This is a genomic window from Paenibacillus sp. FSL H8-0283 (assembly GCF_045040675.1).
Classification (GTDB): domain Bacteria; phylum Bacillota; class Bacilli; order Paenibacillales; family Paenibacillaceae; genus Paenibacillus; species Paenibacillus amylolyticus.
Map to the genome: position 1 here is coordinate 6,920,835 of NZ_CP150295.1, position 18,866 is coordinate 6,939,700.

General features: G+C 47.7%; 10 protein-coding genes. 4 read left to right on the plus strand and 6 right to left on the minus strand.

Annotated elements, in window-relative coordinates:
- Window positions 1-71: 71 nt before the first annotated feature.
- Complete coding sequence (locus MHI52_RS30390; RefSeq protein ID WP_340983882.1) at window positions 72-761, minus strand: hypothetical protein; 690 nt, start codon at window positions 759-761, stop codon at window positions 72-74.
- Window positions 762-1,098: 337 nt separating this feature from the next.
- Here MHI52_RS30390 and MHI52_RS30395 point away from each other — a divergent pair, with 337 nt between their 5' ends.
- Window positions 1,099-1,455 (plus strand): hypothetical protein, encoded by a 357-nt coding sequence (locus tag MHI52_RS30395; RefSeq protein ID WP_340983881.1) that lies wholly within the window; start codon window positions 1,099-1,101, stop codon window positions 1,453-1,455.
- Window positions 1,456-1,677: 222 nt separating this feature from the next.
- Window positions 1,678-3,123, plus strand: coding sequence for a DEAD/DEAH box helicase (locus tag MHI52_RS30400; protein WP_127550206.1), 1,446 nt, complete (start codon window positions 1,678-1,680; stop codon window positions 3,121-3,123).
- 79 nt (window positions 3,124-3,202) lie between these two features.
- Here MHI52_RS30400 and MHI52_RS30405 read toward each other — a convergent pair whose 3' ends face one another.
- The gene (locus MHI52_RS30405) at window positions 3,203-4,615 is read right to left on the minus strand and encodes a DKNYY domain-containing protein (protein WP_340983880.1); all 1,413 of its coding nucleotides are present in this window, start codon (window positions 4,613-4,615) and stop codon (window positions 3,203-3,205) included.
- Between the two features lie 245 nt (window positions 4,616-4,860).
- Here MHI52_RS30405 and MHI52_RS30410 point away from each other — a divergent pair, with 245 nt between their 5' ends.
- Both MHI52_RS30410 and MHI52_RS30415 read left to right on the plus strand, forming a co-directional pair.
- Window positions 4,861-6,729, plus strand: coding sequence for an AbfB domain-containing protein (locus MHI52_RS30410; protein ID WP_340983879.1), 1,869 nt, complete (start codon window positions 4,861-4,863; stop codon window positions 6,727-6,729).
- Between the two features lie 106 nt (window positions 6,730-6,835).
- Window positions 6,836-6,985: a helix-turn-helix domain-containing protein gene (locus MHI52_RS30415; protein ID WP_127550199.1), complete on the plus strand. Its 150-nt coding sequence runs from the start codon at window positions 6,836-6,838 to the stop codon at window positions 6,983-6,985.
- Between the two features lie 72 nt (window positions 6,986-7,057).
- Here the strand turns inward: MHI52_RS30415 and MHI52_RS30420 are convergent, their stop codons facing one another.
- The 4 genes from MHI52_RS30420 to MHI52_RS30435 form a co-directional block, all read right to left on the minus strand.
- Window positions 7,058-14,137 carry an InlB B-repeat-containing protein gene (locus tag MHI52_RS30420; protein WP_405158188.1) on the minus strand — a complete coding sequence of 2,360 codons (7,080 nt, stop codon included), beginning with the start codon at window positions 14,135-14,137 and terminating at the stop codon, window positions 7,058-7,060.
- A gap of 464 nt (window positions 14,138-14,601) precedes the next feature.
- Window positions 14,602-15,411: a septum site-determining protein MinD gene (minD, locus tag MHI52_RS30425; RefSeq protein WP_036611723.1), complete on the minus strand. Its 810-nt coding sequence runs from the start codon at window positions 15,409-15,411 to the stop codon at window positions 14,602-14,604.
- Window positions 15,412-15,820: 409 nt separating this feature from the next.
- Window positions 15,821-16,519, minus strand: coding sequence for a response regulator transcription factor (locus MHI52_RS30430; protein ID WP_036611725.1), 699 nt, complete (start codon window positions 16,517-16,519; stop codon window positions 15,821-15,823).
- A gap of 4 nt (window positions 16,520-16,523) precedes the next feature.
- Window positions 16,524-18,665, minus strand: coding sequence for an ATP-binding protein (locus tag MHI52_RS30435; RefSeq protein WP_405158189.1), 2,142 nt, complete (start codon window positions 18,663-18,665; stop codon window positions 16,524-16,526).
- Window positions 18,666-18,866 lie beyond the last annotated feature (201 nt).

An 18,866-nucleotide genomic window follows, 5' to 3' on the forward strand; every position in this document is an offset into this window, starting at 1 on the left:
GCCCTTTGTTATGTTAAACGAATGGTTATGCGTATGGCCCTTCCTCTACTGCTCTAGGGGAATGAAGTCATTTAGCCTTGTGGTTGGTTCTTGATTTTATCCATAAAAGCGTCCAGCTGGATGCCATTCGTTTGTTCCATAAAATCACGCAATTCCTCCGATTCCCCCTCGTAGGCGGCAAGTACGTAGTCATCATCGACAATATAGTACGTGCCGTAGCGAGTGAATGAATATCCTCCCTGCTGTTCTCCGGTCGTCCCCTTTTTGACTACAGCGATAATCTTCATACCTGGTTTAAGTTCAGGCTCCACACCTGCGAAGTCAGCGTTGTAAAATAAAAAAGTATCCTCGGGTACATCATCTCCTGTTACTACTTCATTTACCTTCACCTGATAAGAGATGAATTCAGGTTGGTAGGATGTGATTCCATTAGCCCTATCCTTATCAGCCACCTTTCGTTCAGGCGTACCGGGTTTAGTCGATAGCTCCACACGAAAACTCGGCAACACCTTCACGACCTCCGCCACAACGATCCCATCCCCAAACGCCATGACCTCATTGAAGCTAACTTCTCTCATGTTAATCGTCGCGGGGACGCCAGTGGATAGCGGATATTCCTTGCGGAGTTCATTCATTCGATCAGAGGATAACCTGCTCCCTGCGGCATTAAACGATTCGTAAAAAGGGGACGAGCACCCGGATAGGCTGACCAGAGCCAGTACGATACTTAACAACCAACATGTCATCTTGACTCGCGGCATATCTTATCCCCCTTTTCCTGATAAAAAAATAAAACACAGACATCCATGTCTGTGCAGTCCATTAAAATTTCGGTTGTACTCGCTCCGGCCGGGTAATACGTAGTATATAAAAGTACCACTATTATAAAAATTCTTTCATGACTAGCGACATACGTGTAATATACGATTGATTATCCTATAGCTTTTTTACGGGTACCCATATGCTACCATATCCCATTTTCCAGTTCCAGCCTCAATGGAGTGATTTTTGTTCTTTATTCCATTGATGTAAAGGAACTTTGATGTCTCTAAGACCGTCCATACTTATAGATGTATTAAAAAGGAGGTGAGCAACTCGATGTCCATTTTACGAAGATTATTCGTATTCCCGTTTATCTTGCTTCTGCTAACGCTCGGATGCGCAGATAAATCCGAGGAACAAGGGAAAGAGAAGCCACATGTACGAGGAATTATTACGGATTTTGAGGAAGAAAGAGGTCAGGTACTCATCGAGAATAAAGAAGATGGCGGTGTTGATTCTGGACCGATTTGGGTCTCGCTCAGCAAGGACGCCGAACTCATCATCGAAGAAGAGATTGTCACCGTCTCTTTGGATGAGACACTCGTTGGTCGAAGTGCAGAAGTGTGGATCGGTGGATTTATCAATCAATCTTACCCTCCCCAAACCACGGCTGTGAAGATGGTCATTCATTAACACCAAGCATATACGCCGATACATTTCGTTTCACGTGGAACGTTATGATACACATACGAACAGCAACGGGTGGTTGCTACTAAAATCGGAAATGATGAAAACAATTTACACACTTGAAGCATTTACTCCGTTAGCCTGCCTGCATATAGAGTATAATGAAGAGGTATACGATAAATGTACGGTGCAATAATTGTACAAAAACTAACGCAAAAGAGGTAAACGATGAGCGAGCAACAATTTAAAGATTATGGACTTGGTGAAGAGATCGTAAAAGCACTGGACAGTCTGGGCTATGAGACACCAACCGAGGTTCAAACCAAAGTTATTCCGGTAGCACTAGAGAATCAGGATCTTGTGGTCAAATCACAGACAGGTAGTGGTAAAACAGCTGCTTACGGCATTCCGCTCTGTGAGCTGGTGGATTGGAATGAGAATAAGCCACAGGCTTTGATTCTTACACCAACCCGGGAACTGGCTTTGCAGGTTAACGAAGATATTACGAATATCGGCCGCTTTAAGCGTATTAAAGCAACCGCACTATACGGACAGTCCCCTTTTCATATCCAAAAAGCAGAGTTAAAACAAAGAACCCACGTGGCTGTTGGTACACCAGGTCGGGTACTGGATCATATCGAACGAGGCACGCTACCACTCGAACGGATCGCGTATCTCGTCATTGACGAAGCCGATGAGATGCTGAATATGGGCTTTATTGAGACGGTACAGTCCATCATTCAGAAACTGCCGCAGGAGCGAGTAACGATGTTGTTCTCCGCTACATTCCCTGAAGATGTAGCCAAGCTGTCACGCAAATACATGAACAAACCGGTAGAGATCGAGATCAAGGCAAGTGGACTGACAACAGCCACGATTGAACATGCTGTGATTAACGTACCCGAGGTGAACAAAACCGCACTGCTTCAAGACTTGTTCATTGTGGAAAATCCGGATAGCTGCATTGTGTTCTGCCGTACGCAGGAGAATGTGGATAAACTGTTCCGGGTTATGGCTGATCTTGACTACCCAGCAGATCGTATCCATGGTGGTATGGAGCAGGATGAGCGGATCGAAGTAATGAACGCATTCCGACGCGGACAATTCCGCTATCTGATCGCGACGGATGTAGCCGCACGTGGTATTGATATCACGAATATTACCCATGTCATCAACTACGATATTCCTTTGGAAAAAGAGGGATATGTTCACCGTACAGGCCGTACGGGTCGCGCAGGCAAAACAGGTAAAGCCATTACGTTGATTACACCGAAAGATGGCAGACGTCTCGCCGAGATTGAATCCTATATTGGATTCGAAATCCCTGTTGTAAAAGCACCTTCTGAAGAAGCTGTAGATCGCCGCAGAGAAGATTTTGAGAAACGATTGAAGATTGTGCCTGAACGCAAAAAAGACAAGCGTGAACAGCTGAACCAACAGATCATGAAGCTGAACTTCAACGGAGGCAAGAAGAAGAAACTTCGTGCCGTTGACTTTGTAGGTACCATCGCCAAGCTCGAAGGGGTAACCGCAGAAGACATCGGGATCATTACCATTCAGGACAATGTAACGGATGTAGAGATCCTGAACGGCAAAGGCCCTCTCGTACTGGAGCTCATGCAAAACATAACGATCAAAAAGATGCAGCTTAAGGTTCGCAAAGGTCATAAATAGTTTGCTAAACACGGTCAAATAACTAGAAATTCAAACAGGGATAGTGGACTCTTTTCTAAGTCTACCATCCCTTTTTTCATTACCTCTTCTTTTTCCGCACTGTACCGCCTTCCACCGTATACCGAAATAGCGCATCTTCGGCGCCCCCGATATCATCCGTAACCATAAACGTCGCTGCATCTCCCGACTTATAAACCCCACCCGTCACAAAGCTGAACACCACACGCTCATCTTTACCCCAATATTGATTCAGCATGACAAATGTACTACCGCTCATACCCTTTACCGTGCGGTTTCCATTGGCATTATACAGACCATTCTGATCCGTGGCCCAACTCTGGGGATCCGCATCAAATAGATGTGTAAAGCTGACTCGATCCATATGTTTATTTGGTTTACCCCATAGATACACACGATTGGCATCCACCGCCCAACTGCCGGAAGGCGTTATTAACTCAAAAGTCGCTGCGTCTCCCCCCTTAATGATCTGAAGCACATCGTCCGGATGACCGAAGGGCTGACTTGTCCGAACAACCTCGGCACGATACACATGTTGCTGATCCTTGGAAAGTCCAAGATGCTCCGTCCCGGCATAAGCTTCAAAATGCTGAGCGTCAGCTCCATCCACACGGTAACCATTGTAATACACATGTTTGCCATCACGACCAAAGGGTCCACCTAGTGACTGGAACGTATCCGGGTTTGCTCCTTTTACAGTACGCCACTGAAAATAAACACGTTCCCGGTCCCGTGCAAACTGCTCGTCCAACGGTTCAAAGGTAGACCCGTCTGCTCCACGAACAAGGTTGAATACACCTTTCGCTTCTCGACGATACGTATCGCCCCATTCTGTTCTATAAAAAATGGACGACTGCGTCTCAACCCAATTGCCTTTGAGCAGCGTAGCACCTTCTGCACTGTGGGCATAATGATCATGCCACCAGCCAGGTACGTCGGGATGATGTTCTTGCAGCCATGCCCTCACCTCATCCTTTTCCCCATTTGCATAGCGAAGAGAACTGGACATATGGAACAAATGGTCTTTATCGGTGCAATAGTCATGATGAGCAATTACAGCATTCGTATCTATATCCTCAAATAGATGAAAATGCGTGTTGCTCTTCACATATAAATAATGTTGGTCCTGAGCAAAGTAGGGCGTATCCGGCAATAGCCGAAAGCTTTCCGGATCGGAGTCAGGCACGACCTGATCTTCCAGATATACGTACTGTGAGTCGCAGCAGTAATCTTCATCGATCACACGGAAAGCTTCCGTATCCTTGCTGAACAAACTCGCCTTGTTCTTGCGAGCATTGAACCACCATATTCCCTGACGATCACGCAGATAGGCGAAGGTCAACCATCCCTTTTGATACGTAGAGATGACTTCAAAATCCTGAGCAGTAATGCCTCCCTTAATCGGAGTGTTCGTTCCATCCTCGTCATTATGCAATATCACCTGAAGGTCTTCATCTACAATAAACTTGTTCATGACGGTCCACCCTCCAACCATGATGTGAATTCAGTCTAGCTTTATTTTAACGTGTGTACCTGATCCTCTCCACATCATCGTACTTGATATTTAGGAACATTTCCTCCGCTCTCACCGCTCAGCCACGATGAAATGAAGGTTTGTTCAGCAATGGATGGATTGTTCACTTGAAAAAGAGTCTGACCCAACTACAATATAAATGAAAGCGCTACATTTAATCTGATATCTTTCGGGAGGTGTATGTAATGGGTAACAGGAAAGCGGTCTGGTTTCTGGTCTTTGCACTCACGTTCACCCTGTTTGGACTTCATCCTGAACGGACAAGCGCAGCAAGTGTCACAATAACCAACGGTACCGATTGGCTCGATACCGCAGGCAACCCCATCCATGCGAATAGTGGCAACATTCTGCAGGTAGGCTCGACGTATTATCTGTACGGTGAACATGCGGTGGGCGGCAGGTTTGACAGCGTGAACGTCTACACCTCCACTGATCTGAAGAACTGGACTTTCAGCAATGCCATCCTGACGAAAGATTCCGCAACCGAGCTGGCCTCCAGTAAGATCGAACGCCCCAAAGTCATCTATAACGCCTCCACCAATCAGTATGTGCTCTGGGCACACTATGAGAACGGTACAGACTACAACCTCGGGCGTGTAGCGGTCGCAACAAGCAATACCCCGAATGGCAAATTCACCTATGAGGGCAGCTTCCGCCCGCTGAATTATGAATCCCGTGACATGACCGTCTTTGTTGATACAGATGGCACAGGTTATCTGGTTACTGCTTCACGCAAAAATGGCGGTGCCAATGATACGATGGCTATTTTTAAAATGAATGCAAGTTACACCGGAATACAGTCCTTCGAGGGCTGGCTGTTCGAGAACGCCTACCGTGAAGCACCTGCTGTTGTGAAAAAAGGAAACCGTTACTACCTCTTCACCTCCCAAGCCGCTGGCTGGTATCCGAATCAGGGTGCTTATGCTACAGCAACTTCCATGACGGGTCCATGGACTGCGCTTACGCCATATGGCAATCCATCTGCCTTCGGCTCGCAGATTCATGATATTGCCACGATTACAGGCAGCAACACCACATCCTACATCTACATGGGGGATCGCTGGAATCCGATGAACCTCGGAGAGCACAAACATATCTGGCTGCCGCTAACCTTGAATGATTCGAACGGAACCGCATCACTGGAGTGGTATACAACGTGGAATATCGACGCAGTAACGGGTGCGGTAACACCGCCTGCTCTCGTCAATCATGCACAAGGCAAAACAGCTACCGCCAGCTCCACAGCCTCCGGCTCGTCTGCATCCAACGTCAATGATGGCAACTACCAGACTTCATGGGTGGCTTCCTCCAATAGCTGGCCTGCCTGGTGGCAGGTGGACTTCGGCGCACCAAAGACGATCACCGAGATCGACACGTCCTGGTTTATGTATAAAGGTTCCGAAGGGTACTACAAATACAAAATTGAAATTAGCAAAGATGGAGTTAATTACTCCACCTTGGATCGCACCAATAATCTGACCTATGGCTTCACCACGGATGCCGTGCATTTCACTGCCCGTTATGTACGGATCAATATAGTGAACGCCGTCTTGTGGAATAATCCGGGGAACTGGTACACCCCAACCCTGCACGAGGTCAAAATGTTGGGCCCTGCAACACCTGAAGCCACAGGTTACAGCCGGTTCAGTTCACACAACGTTCCGGATCGATACATCCGCCATGCCAATTACACCGCTCGCGTGGATGCCAACGTCTCTCCTGTTCTGGATTCACAGTTCCGCGTCGTACCAGGCCTTGCCAGCTCCACGGGAATTTCACTGGAGTCCATCAACTTCCCAGGCTACTTCTTGAAGCGCAACACCAGCAATAAAATTGTACTTGAAGCTTATGCCGACACCTCCGCCTATAAGGGAGATGCTACGTTCCTAAGCAGTCCTGGTTGGGCTGATAGCACCAAAGTATCCCTTCAATCGTACAGTCAGCCCGGATATTACATCCGTCATTATGACTACGTGTTACAGCTCGATGCCATCAATGCATCCAGCAGCTCAACAGTGAAGAGTGATGCCACGTTTGGGCGAACCAATTTCTAAGCAAAATAATTGGAGATGAGGATTAGCCACCTACACCTACAATTTAAATCTTGGGAAAGGCCGTTTTTTCAGGGTTCAGAACTGAAGAAGCGGTTAACGTGAAGGTGTGATAAAACGAGTCAAGTACGATCAACCCCCGCCCAAAGTGGAGTATTACTTAACCCACCGAGATAAAAGTCTAATGCCCATTCTGGAGGAAATCTGCAAATGGGGTGTGCATAACTTCCCAGAGACACAAACGCTGCATGAAATATAGTGAGTTATGTAATATATGCAAAAAAGCCTACTCCGATGGGAGTAGGCTCTTCTGCCAGTTGATCTATAAAAGTTATTTGAAATTAGGATCAAACTTCATCACGTTCATTTTACCTTGTTCCTTATAACTCACATAAACGTGGTCAGTGCTGTCTATGAAAATATCTAGCTCCAGAGCGTCATCATTGGAGAATCCGGCAGACCCTACCGGTCTCCAATCCATGTTCTCATATTTCAACACAGTCACCCTGTTGCCGTCTGCTGCATCTCGATAAGCAACGTAAGGCGTTCCTTCGCTGTCAAAGGCCATATCCATGCTTCCTTCTTGAGATGTACCGACCGAGAATCCGGAAGTATTCACCTTTTCCCATGTCGTATCTTCTGACGGAGTCGAGTGCGGATATTTCCACATTTCAACACCATTGGAGTTGCTAAGATAGATCATATAAGGTACGCCAGATGGATCAAGCGCAGATGCAGCATCCATATTCGGAGTTATTCGATATGAATATAATTTAGGATCTAATTGTTTCCATGATCCATCTGCCAAGCTATATCCTGTTGCCACAGGGATACTAGATGACCTGAATGGAGCAAATAAATACATGCCGTTGTTTGGTAATGGTGCGAGGAAGGCTCTTAGACCTGCGAATGCCTCTAGTCTCGCTTCTTGTTTCCATCCACTACCTTGATGATAACTCCATGACATGAGCATTGACGGTTCTGCAGCGTTACCGACCAAAACACCTCTAAACATCAGAAAAGGATTATCATCCTTATCAAAGGTAATGAAGAAGCTGTCTTTAACTGTATCCACTTTTCTACTGTTCTTTCCGTCATTCCAATAAAAATCAGGGTAAGCAGTTAATGGTCTCCACCACTTATGTTCATCATTGTAATTCTTAAAGCTTACTTTACCTGAGCTATTCTTATAACCAACATAAATCTTGTCCTTACTGTCTATTCCGATAGATATAGCTGAGCTCCCCAATCCTCCCGCTTTTTCAAGATCGCTTTGATTGCCAACGGGCTGCCACGTGCCTCCCTTATATTGCACCACAGATACTTCGTTATTGTCCTTTATATAAGCCATGTAAGGCGTCCCTTGACTGTCGAAGACGATATTGGATTTGCTATTCAATTCCAGCTCGTCACCCACTTGCAGCCAAGATGTCATCGTCCACTTCGCGTACAGCGTGATGTTTGACGTCACCGGCGTCATGAAGTCGTAGGCGCTCTCCAGATCGCGATCGCTATACCAACCTTCAAATCGATACCCTGCCCACTTCAGCGCAGCAGGTGCCACAGCTTTGTCGCCAGTAACCACCGTCTGACTACCTACTGCTGCTCCACCGTTACTGTCAAAGTCCACCGTGCGGCTGTTAAATGTCCACTTCGCGTACAGCGTGAGGTTACCCGTCACCGATGTCGTGAAGCTGTAGGCTTCATTCAGTCCAGCGTCGCTGTACCAACCGTTAAACACGTAACCGTCCCTCGTCGGTACGGCAGGCTCCGTAGCATTACCGCCGGTTTGCATATTCTGTTCAGCCACCAGTGATCCGCCGTTACTGTTGAAGGTGACCGTGTAAATAGCCGTCCATTTCGCATACAATGTGAGGTTATTCATCACAGGTGTCGTGAAGCTGTAGGCTTCATTCAGACCTGCTTCACTATACCAACCTTCAAATACATGCCCTGCACGGGTCGGTGCGTCAGGAACTGTTGCCGTGTCACCTTCACTCACGGACTGACTGCTCACCGATGATCCGTTGTTACTGTTGAAGCTCACTGTGTAGCTGTTCTTCGTCCACTTCGCGTACAGCATCACATTCGCCATTACACCTTCCGTGAAACCATAAGGTATTATCAATTCGCTATCGCTATACCAGCCATCGAACGTATACCCTTCCAGCATCGGAGCGCCAGGAGCAGTAGCCACGGCACCTTCATTCACAGTCTGTTCTGTGACCAACGATCCGCCGTTACTCTCGAAAGTTACAGTGTAGGTAATCGGTACATATACCGTCCACTTCGCGTACAATGTCAGGTCTCCCGTAACCACCATAGTCGTGAAATTGTAGGCGTTCATTAGCTCACTATCGCTGTACCAGCCGCTAAACACATAGCCGTCTTTCGTCGGAGGGGCAGGAGCCATAGCCTTGACGCCTTCATTCACTGTTTGGGCATCTACTACCGATCCTTCATTACTCTCGAAGCTTATCGTGTAAGGGATCAGCCACTTCGCATACAGTGTGAGATCCGCCGTCACCGCTGCAGCGAAGTCGTAAGCATTCGTCAACGTGTTATCACTGTACCAACCGCCGAATACATAACCATCTTTCGTCGGTTCAGTCGGCGTACTAATCGTGGCGCCAAACCCTACAGTCTGAGCCGGCACTTCTTCGGACCCACCGTTACTGTCGAAATTTACAGTGTAGTCGTTAATTGCCCACTGAGCGGTAAACTGGACATCTTCAGCAGGCATCGTGGTCGGAGGCGTTGGCGACCAACCCGTAAAGCTATATCCCTGCCATGTCGGAGTGCCTAGACGCAACAGCATCGTCGCTCCGAAAGGAACATTATCCGTTTTATTTGTTGCCCCAGAACCGTTATAATCAACCGTCATTTGGTATACATCACGCTTATAATATACCTTCAACGCCGTTTTGCCGTTGCTCGTGATTAGATCCGTCAGTACCGAAATGCTGTCGTCCCGCACGAAGCCATCATAGGATCTCGGCTTGACATCCGCCAAATTCGCCTCGGTACCCGTAACTCCACGATACGATTCCGTATCTGCAACCGTATAGGTGTCACTTCCGATATTTTGCAGCAAGTACACGACCTGATAAGGCGTACCCTCTCTCCCCGTCCACTTCGCTGTATACGTAGTATCCTCAATCGGCATTGTACTTGGAGCTTCTGGCGACCAACCGGCAAACGTATATCCCTGCCTTGTCGGCACAGGTATACGAGCAGCAATGTTCTTGCCAACGGCTTCCGTTAGCGAGATTTGGGGCGCACCGGCATAACCCCCAACGAAGGTCATCTTTCGATTCTCGGGATAGTAATTAACTCTTACGACTGTCGAGCCGTCTCCCTTGATTAATACGCCGCTTACCGTTCCGGTCGCATAGCCCTGCTCCTTAAACCTGTCGGAGCTAATTCGAATCTCTGTGTCCGTTGTTCCAGTCCTATTTTCAGTATCCACAGGCGGAGCCTGTATTCTGCTGTTCGGGTCTAGCACATAATACTCAACCGTATACGGCGTATTCTTGTTCGCAATCCAGTGCGCGTACAGTTTCCGATCCTCCGCAGCCATTCGGTTCGGAATCGTGATCTTCGTGCCGCCGGAAGCGGCCGTATACCAGCCGTCAAAGGTGTATCCTGGATATACCGGGGTGACCACGCTGATTGGCGCGTTATAAGGAGCCGCCACAACCTGGGTCACTCCGCTGTTCTGTGGATCCAGCTGAAGGATGTAGTCACCCACTCTGGCAAGCCAGCTTAACTGAATCGTACGCTTGAGTGGCTCGGACATGAACGACGCCGGTGCCCCCTTCCAGGTGATAACCAGATTGCCATCACTCACCTGAATGTTCTTGTCCACCACTTCAATCATCCCGTTTGCTGCGTCATACTTGAAGTTTGGATTGTCCACCTGAATATCGAAATTCGAGCGATCATACGCCTGTTCATCCGTATCGCCTGTCTTCAAATCAAAGGTATTCATCGTGACCCACAACTCCGGTACAGCGATGGATGAAGCAGAACCCGCCATGTTCACTTTGAGCGACTTATCCTGTGGATAGGCGAAGTCGTAGACGTTCTGTTCTTCTCCAATCGTATACAGTGGCCACTCTTCATCGACCAGCTCCACTCCACCTGAGAGCGCTCCATCTCCTAATTGAGCGCCGAGTTCGACCTCCAAATAGATGCCAATCTCGACGAACAGGGCACCTAAAGACTTCGTGGTCTTCACCCCGCTAATATTCTTCAATTGATAATAGAAGTAGCCCCAAAGATTCACATACACACCGGGTTCTACAGCAAGCCCGATACTATTCAACTTGACGCTTCCAATCCCCGCTTTGACCTCCATATGAATACCAGCTCGTAAACCGATCGTCCCCATCACATAGAAGGTAAATTGGTAATCTCCGTCTCCCGGCAAGCTGACCGTATTGCTCGAACCACTGAAACTCAATACGCGCAAGCTAACCGAGTAGCGCTTGGCCATCTTATAGTAGAAATCTGCCCCCACCGTCAGGTTCACCTGGGCGCTGACCACAAACTCCGCTTCAAATTTGACTTCCACAATACCTAAAGCCACGCGTACGCTCTTTTCAAAAAGCTCTTTCTTGATTAACGGAACCCACTCCGTGTCTTGCTCCAACATCTCTTGATACTTTTCCTTCAATGATTCCGCATCTACGGCAGTATCCTGCACACCCGCCATTACCGCTTTAATCTGTGTCGCAATGTTCTGAACCTTTCCCAACCTGCCTGCGTTCTTCTCGCCCACCCAGTCATTCAGTGCATCATTTAACTTATCGTGTTCAACAAGAGCTATCTCTGCGGTGATGTTCATCCCGGTATAGCTATAAGCATCCAGATTCGCCGTAATTACATAATCATCAATGCTGTACCAGTAAGGAATTCCCCACTTTTTCAGCCAGTGCCCTTTCATATCCCCATTGATACCGAGGTCTAGGCTCATCTCCTGCACGAATGTACCCGTCATATGAATGACAAGATCGCTGTCTTCATTGATATTGACAACAATATCGGCACCCACTTGTAATGTAGCGCTTACGCCTGAGGTTCGGCCGTCAATATTCTTCAGCCTCGTGCCGAGTGAAGCAACAACGGTCAGCTTCTCCACACTTACCCGGCTCCCTTTACCGGACGCTAGGGAGGACTGAGCCTTGATCTCCTGAATTTCCTTTGTCTCCATGGCGATGTCAGACAGATAATCCGCGGCTTCATTGACGAATCCGCTGTCTCTCGCTTGCTGCTCAATTTGCTCTTCGAGCTGTGCAATCTGTTCTTTCGAAAACAGATCTTCGCCATCAATTGCTTGCTTCTGATAGATGTTGAAGACATTTTCAATATCTTCAATGGTGGCATCGGTATACGTAATGACGTCCATCTCTGCCTCAGGCGTAATCGACGTAATACGTCCATAACCGGTTACCTTAGAACCTTCTTCGGCGAATTCACCTTCATAGAACCCGATAAAGTCTCCCACATCGACCGTGGTCAGTTGATCCAAACCAAAGGGCTCGTACAGGCCGTCGCTGTAGTTCATCGCGGTATGATCGACCGTGATGGAATGGTTACTGGGATCTCCATCCGTATCTGCCTCTACGCTCACCGGTAGCACATCTGGCTTGAGCAACACTTGTTTGGCATCTGCGTGATCATAAGTGTAGACACTTGCATCTACTGACGTGATCTGGACATAGGCCACATCACCATCGTCTTCACCAGTCGTTTCGACTGTGCGCAGTTTGGGACTAACTCCCTCATAGATGGCTACGGTATCACCGACTTGAATCACCGTGCCAGTGCTTCCGGTGTACTTGAACGTTCCACTACTCGCATTCACTTCGGCGAGTGCATTTTCGCCGCCTACCGTCGTAGTAACGACTGAAATCGCGGGCGAATCGACATCTGCTCCATTTATCACCATATCCGTGACATCCGTGAACGGAATGTAGATCATGTTCGGATTGAGCGGAACATTCATGACTTCTTGTTTAGCAACGCTAAATACATAAATACTTGTCGTCGCGTCTTGGCCTTGGAAGGACAAACTGTCATCCGTCAACGTAAGTTGATATGTGTTACCTTCAACGAACTTGCCATTTTCGGCTGCTGACGATACCGTGAAAACTCCGTTCCCGCCAGAGACGGTAACCCCTTCGAATTCGGGATTCGCCGTATCCACGAAGTTCATCCCCTCTTTGACCTGGGATTCCGTTAGACTGCCCGATGAATCCTGCACCTTAATGGTGAAGTTCGGCGCGACATCCAGTACCGAATAGCTTGGTACGCTCTGTACGGCACGATCTATGCTATCAGTATACTTCGCATACAACTTCGTATCCGCAGTCAAGGTAGTGCCACTTGCGAAGATGAGTGAAAGATCACTATCCACAAACCACCCTTGAAATATATATCCTTCTTTTGTTGGAGCAGGTAGATTATTTAGCACCTGGCCTTTTCGTACCGTCTGCGCAGCAACTGCCGTGCCTCCGTTGCTCTCAAACGTGAGCGTATACGCAGTGGAACCGGCGCCAGGGCTACTTTCGTTGTCTCCAGGCGTTCCGCCACCGCTATTACTGCCGGGTGACGGTGTTGGCGTTGATGTCACCGGCGATGTCGGTGTTGGTGTCACTGGCGATGTCGGTGTCACCGGCTTTTGATTCTGATTTTTCCACGCCTCTACAACCGCGTTGTTGCGCATGAAGAGAACCGCTGCTTCCGCGCGAGTCGCTTGCGCACGCGGATTGAAGTTAACCTTTTCGTCCCCGGTGAACACACCGGCTTGCCACAGCTTGATGACCGCGTCAGCCGCCCAAGGCGATACATCCGAGAGATCGCCCGGCTCTGTCGTGACCGGATTCTCGGTCTGATAAGGGATCTGTTCGCTTTCGAAATACCGCAACGTCATCGTCGCCATTTGCTCCCGAGATACGGTAGCATCCGGCGAATATTTCCGATCCCCCGTGCCATCGGTAATTCCCTTCTTAACCGCCCATTCGACATATGGCGCATACCAGCTGCCCGCCTGTACATCGGCAAAGCTCGAAGTGGAGTACGCCCCCACATCGACTCCGGCCATCCGTCCAAGTGCCGTTACATACATGGCACGTGTCATTGTCCCCTTAGGAGAGAAGCTACTCGCGTTCGTTCCGCTGAATATGCCCTTCTCCTGCACATGGACGACTGCATCATAGAACCAGTCGGTGTGACTCACATCCTGGAATCCAGTGGATGTGATTACTTTTGTCTTCTGCATCGGCAGTTCAGCCGCTACTGCCGATTGCGCTGGTAATAGGGGCACGGCAGAAACTATTAAGCTGATCACCAGCATCCACATTAGGATCTGCCGGCTCACCTTCCATCCCTGTCTTACTTTCTTCACTTTCATTCATCCCTTCTATGTATAGATCAAACTAAGACCATCCAAAATTGGTTTCTAATCAAGCTAATCAACAAAGCCAGACTAATAGCGGATACCACTGACCCAGATCGGGATCATTGGTCTCCTGCAAGTCAGTTCGCTCGACACGCGGAGATCAAGCGAAAAAAATTTACAGATTGAATTCGTTCACCGACCTTTCTGATCAGTTACAGTCGAATTGTGACACCGACACAGCAAATTATGTCGTTTTTTCTTCCGTATTTTATCATGCGAGATAGGGGCGCTTGTGAATTATAAAGAAAACTTTAAGTAAGCAACCACTCGCAAGTGAGAACATCAATGACATCAAAAAATAGCGGCGTAGGGAAGGTAACTCCCACACCACTATTTTTCATGAATTCTTAAGCTAGTCTGCAATCCATTCCAGATGATTCTCTTCTCAACGATTCATCTACCAGAAGCGACTATAACGAACTGTTCTTCCCCCAACGCAGTCTTGGAGGAAGTGAAAAAACACTAATATGCCTCTTGGGTTTCAATGAGATAAAAGGCTCCTGCTGATTCTTCGCCACATTGTGGGCGATATGCCTGAAGCGCAGCCCGCTTTCAAACTCGGGATTAAGCGCAATCGGAATGCCCTTATGTACGGAACGTATAATTTCTACATCGGCATGGATCACGCCAATCACACCGATATTGAGAATATCGATAATATCCTGCATCTTTACCGTTGCCGAACGGGCTTCCTGTCCGTCGGCCATATTAATGATGAGCTGTGGCGGAGCCGGAATCATATCTTCTAATAATCCGATTACGCGATCCGCGTCCTGAAGCGATGTACGATGAGGTGTAGTAACGACAATAGCCTCATCTGCTGCCAAAGCCGCATTCCAGAATCCATTTTCAATGCCTGCCGGCGAATCGATCAGCACATAATCATAGCCCTGGGCTATTTGCTGTACAACCTCGCCAAAAACTTGCGGATCATCGTGATGCACCGCGTCGTTACTACAGGAGATAAAGGACAAGGTACTGATTCGCTTATCTTTGACGATCACTTGATGTAAAGCACATTGACCCGTCAGAAAATCAGAAATATGATACCTTACCCTATTACTCAAACCAAGCGGAATATCCAGATTTCTCAATCCAAAATCAGCATCGATCAGGCAAACGCTGCTCCCCGATAAGGCAAGGGCAGTCCCGAGATTAGCCGTGACCGTTGTCTTGCCAACTCCACCTTTCCCTGATGTGATACATATAACTCGTGCCATCGGAGCCACTTCCTTCTCTTCAAGTACTAATGCGGGACAGCAAGACAACCATTTCTTCACGTATTATCGTTTGATCCGGCTTGAATGTAACGTCCTCGTAGCTAATAATCAGGTACAATTTGATGAAATATGTCGTTATATCGACCACAGTGATTTTATCATGATGGATTATCCTACTTGAGAAACCTAAAGAAAACTTTAAATCCGTGCGTATTGGATCGTTTAATTCTTCGGAGAGATGGCACATCATTTTGACGAGGATGGAGAAGCGCAGACTGGTGTTGAGGAATTCAATATCTTGAGTCGATTATGAAGCTAGTGGAAAAAACAAAAAATGGGCCAATAGCGTCAGGTACTGCTCCAACGCCATTTTCCCATTTATAATAGACTACCACCCTTACTGCTATATTCATGCTTGTGACGTACTGTTAGAAACCAGCATATATCCGCTCCCCCGAACCGTAATGATTCGCTCGGGGTCGGCAGGGTCAGACTCAATTTTTTTGCGTAAATTACTGATATGTACAGCAACCGTTCTTGTATCCTCCAGACTTTCCATTCCCCAGATGATTTGAAACAACGTATCAACACTGACGACACGATTTACGTTTTGTGCCATATAGGACAGCAGACTGAATTCTTTTTTCGATAAAGAGATAGGTATGCTCCCCATGTTGACGGACTGCGTGTAGAAATCCAGTGTCAAACCCGGTAACTCCAGCAGTTGTTCCCTTCTACCCGTCGACACTCTGCGAAGGTGAGCCTTGATCTTGGCCATGAGCACTCCCGGACTGAACGGTTTGGTCACATAATCGTCCCCGCCATAGGATAATGCGCTAATTTTTATTTCGTCTTCCTCTTGACTGCTCAGAAACACAATCGGCGCACTGGTGAGATTACGCGCATTCCTGCACCAGTCAATACCGTTTTCATTAGCCAGCAATATATCCAGTATAATTAAATCCGGCTCAAACGATGTAAGCAGCTCCATCGCTTCTGACCCGCTATGACTGCAGGTGGAGACAAATCCCTCCCTATCACAATACACCTGCACAATCTCGCATATATGAGGATCATCATCAACGATCATGATTTTGTGCGTGTCCATCTCATCACCCCTTTCCTTCAATCACCGTACAAGGAAACGTTACATAGAATGTCGCCCCCATCTTGCCGTCGCTCTCCGCTCGAACCATGCCTCCGTGCGCTTGTACGATTTCCCTGCAAATTGCAAGCCCCAGTCCACTGCCCTCTATGCCCATTCCCGGCCGATCATATCTGTAATTACGTTCGAAGATTTGCTCAAGCTGATCCGGAGGAATCCCCATGCCAGAATCCTGTATGCTAATGGTCGCATAGCGAGCATGATTCATCACTTCCACAACTAGTGCAATACGCACCAGCCCCCCGCTGGAGGTGAACTTCATGGCGTTGGATACTAGATTAAATAAGGCCTGTTCTATTCTTTTCGCATCCATCTCGACAACTGGCAAAATAGATCGTCTATCCTCGGTATCTCCGATATCCAGTATGAAGTCTAATCCTGCGTCTCGCACTACCAACTCATATTGTTCAAAAAAACCATGCAAGAAAGGAATCATCTGAATCGGCTCCATTCGGTACGAGACCTGTCCGGTCTCCAAATGCGACAAGAAGGATAACTCCTCGATCATACGGTTAATCCTTATCGTGTTCTCCCGGATGTACTTCAGATATTGCTCATTGCGTTCCGGCTTGACCCTGTCCTGTATAGCTTCTACATATCCAAGCATGCTGGACAACGGCATACGCAGATCATGCGTAATATAAGCAAGAAGCTTCTTCCTCCCTTGCTCGGAGTGAAGCAGTCGGTCATACGAGGTTTGGAGATCATCATGCACTGTAGATAAGGCCTGTGTTCGCTCCTGAACGGTCTGTTCCAGATTCATATTCATTTCAATCAGCTTGTCATTAACGTCCTGTAATTCACGTGTAATTCTCTCTTCGTTCGATGCCGTCCTCGTAGATCGCGAAGACAGCAGAATCAGCTGCGCGATCGTAAATATCAATAAGCCAAGCGGAGATGTATTTCCAACTAGCGACCATCCGTTAAAATACAAAAAATCGTTGACAACCGTGACCAAAGTAACCACCGACACCAGCAGGAAGATCAGCGCTCCCTCCATACGTCGCACAGCCGCCTGAACCAGCCCGATCATCAGATAAATCATATGTAGAACTACCATCACACCGATTACCAGCAAAAATTTTGTATATATAATTGCAGGGGTTACCACTACAAGGATACAGAATGCACCAGTTACGATCCGGGTGCCAAGACGAAACCATCGCGACACATAATTCGGAAAAATACAATCAAAATACATGGTGATGATATAACCGCTGAGGCAAAGAATCAGATATTCGATCTTGAACTGCAATTCCCAAGGAAAATGAGGCAACCATTGTGTAAAGATAAGCTCGCCGTTGAACAAGGATCGAATACCAAGCAGTACAGTAAACAGGCCAAAATATAACGGAGCTTTATCCTTACGTCGCAGCATGAACAACAGCAGATTATACAAACCGATCACTAGCAAACTTGCCGTGATGAACATATCCCTGGCAAGATTCAGATTGGTCTTGGTCGTTAGTACGTTACTGCCACCCAGCTCGATATTCTTGGTAATGCCGCCCCGATGATGTTGGAAGTTGGAGACTTGCATGACCAGCTCTAACGTGTCGCTTTCAGGCTGAAAATACACCAGCTTTGTTTCCAGTTGCGGGGTCATGCTGTGCTTGTCCTGACCAACCTCACCAACTTCTGCCAGCAGCTCGCCATTGACCCATAATTTGTACGCATTAAAAATGCTAGGCAGCCGCAGAGCAAGCATCTCATCTCGATCCTGTTCGCTTAGATGAACGACCAGTCCAAAGGTTGCATAGCCTGTACCGCTCAGCCGCTGACCTTCTAACGGGTAGCCCAGCCAGGAGCTTGGGATGTTAATCCAGTGGTCCTGATTTCCTTCCCTTGCCGAACGAACCCGCATATCCTCAGGCGACAGCAGTTCTTGCCAATAGAACGCCCACTTCCCTGTTAGTTTTTGCGGATTCGTACTAAGTTGAGCCTGCGTTAAATCCAGAATACCTTCTTCACTTTGGAGTCTAGGAGAGTCCGGCGAAGAGAGGACGACATAGCCTGTAACCAAACCAACAACAGCAGCAATGATATACAACCAAACCTTACGAGAACCGACTCGGAGAATCTCCCTCATGATGAACCCAACCCCATTCTACAAGAGCGCAATAAGTAAGTTGATCATCCAAATAATATCATCATTACAGGAAATTTACCCTGCAAATTTCTAGCAGGAGTCAATAGCTAACATCACGATGAGACCCTTTTGGCGCGCACTTAGCTGGGCAAGCCACCACAAAAAAAGTACGCACTTTGAAGTGCATACTGATATGAAGGA

Coding starts and splice junctions, on each gene's coding strand:
- MHI52_RS30390 (WP_340983882.1), bottom strand. CDS start 761: ATGCCGCGAGTCAAGATGACATGTTGGTTGTTAAGTATCGTACTGGCT.
- MHI52_RS30395 (WP_340983881.1), top strand. CDS start 1,099: ATGTCCATTTTACGAAGATTATTCGTATTCCCGTTTATCTTGCTTCTG.
- MHI52_RS30400 (WP_127550206.1), top strand. CDS start 1,678: ATGAGCGAGCAACAATTTAAAGATTATGGACTTGGTGAAGAGATCGTA.
- MHI52_RS30405 (WP_340983880.1), bottom strand. CDS start 4,615: ATGAACAAGTTTATTGTAGATGAAGACCTTCAGGTGATATTGCATAAT.
- MHI52_RS30410 (WP_340983879.1), top strand. CDS start 4,861: ATGGGTAACAGGAAAGCGGTCTGGTTTCTGGTCTTTGCACTCACGTTC.
- minD (WP_036611723.1), bottom strand. CDS start 15,411: ATGGCACGAGTTATATGTATCACATCAGGGAAAGGTGGAGTTGGCAAG.
- MHI52_RS30430 (WP_036611725.1), bottom strand. CDS start 16,519: ATGGACACGCACAAAATCATGATCGTTGATGATGATCCTCATATATGC.
- MHI52_RS30435 (WP_405158189.1), bottom strand. CDS start 18,665: ATGAGGGAGATTCTCCGAGTCGGTTCTCGTAAGGTTTGGTTGTATATC.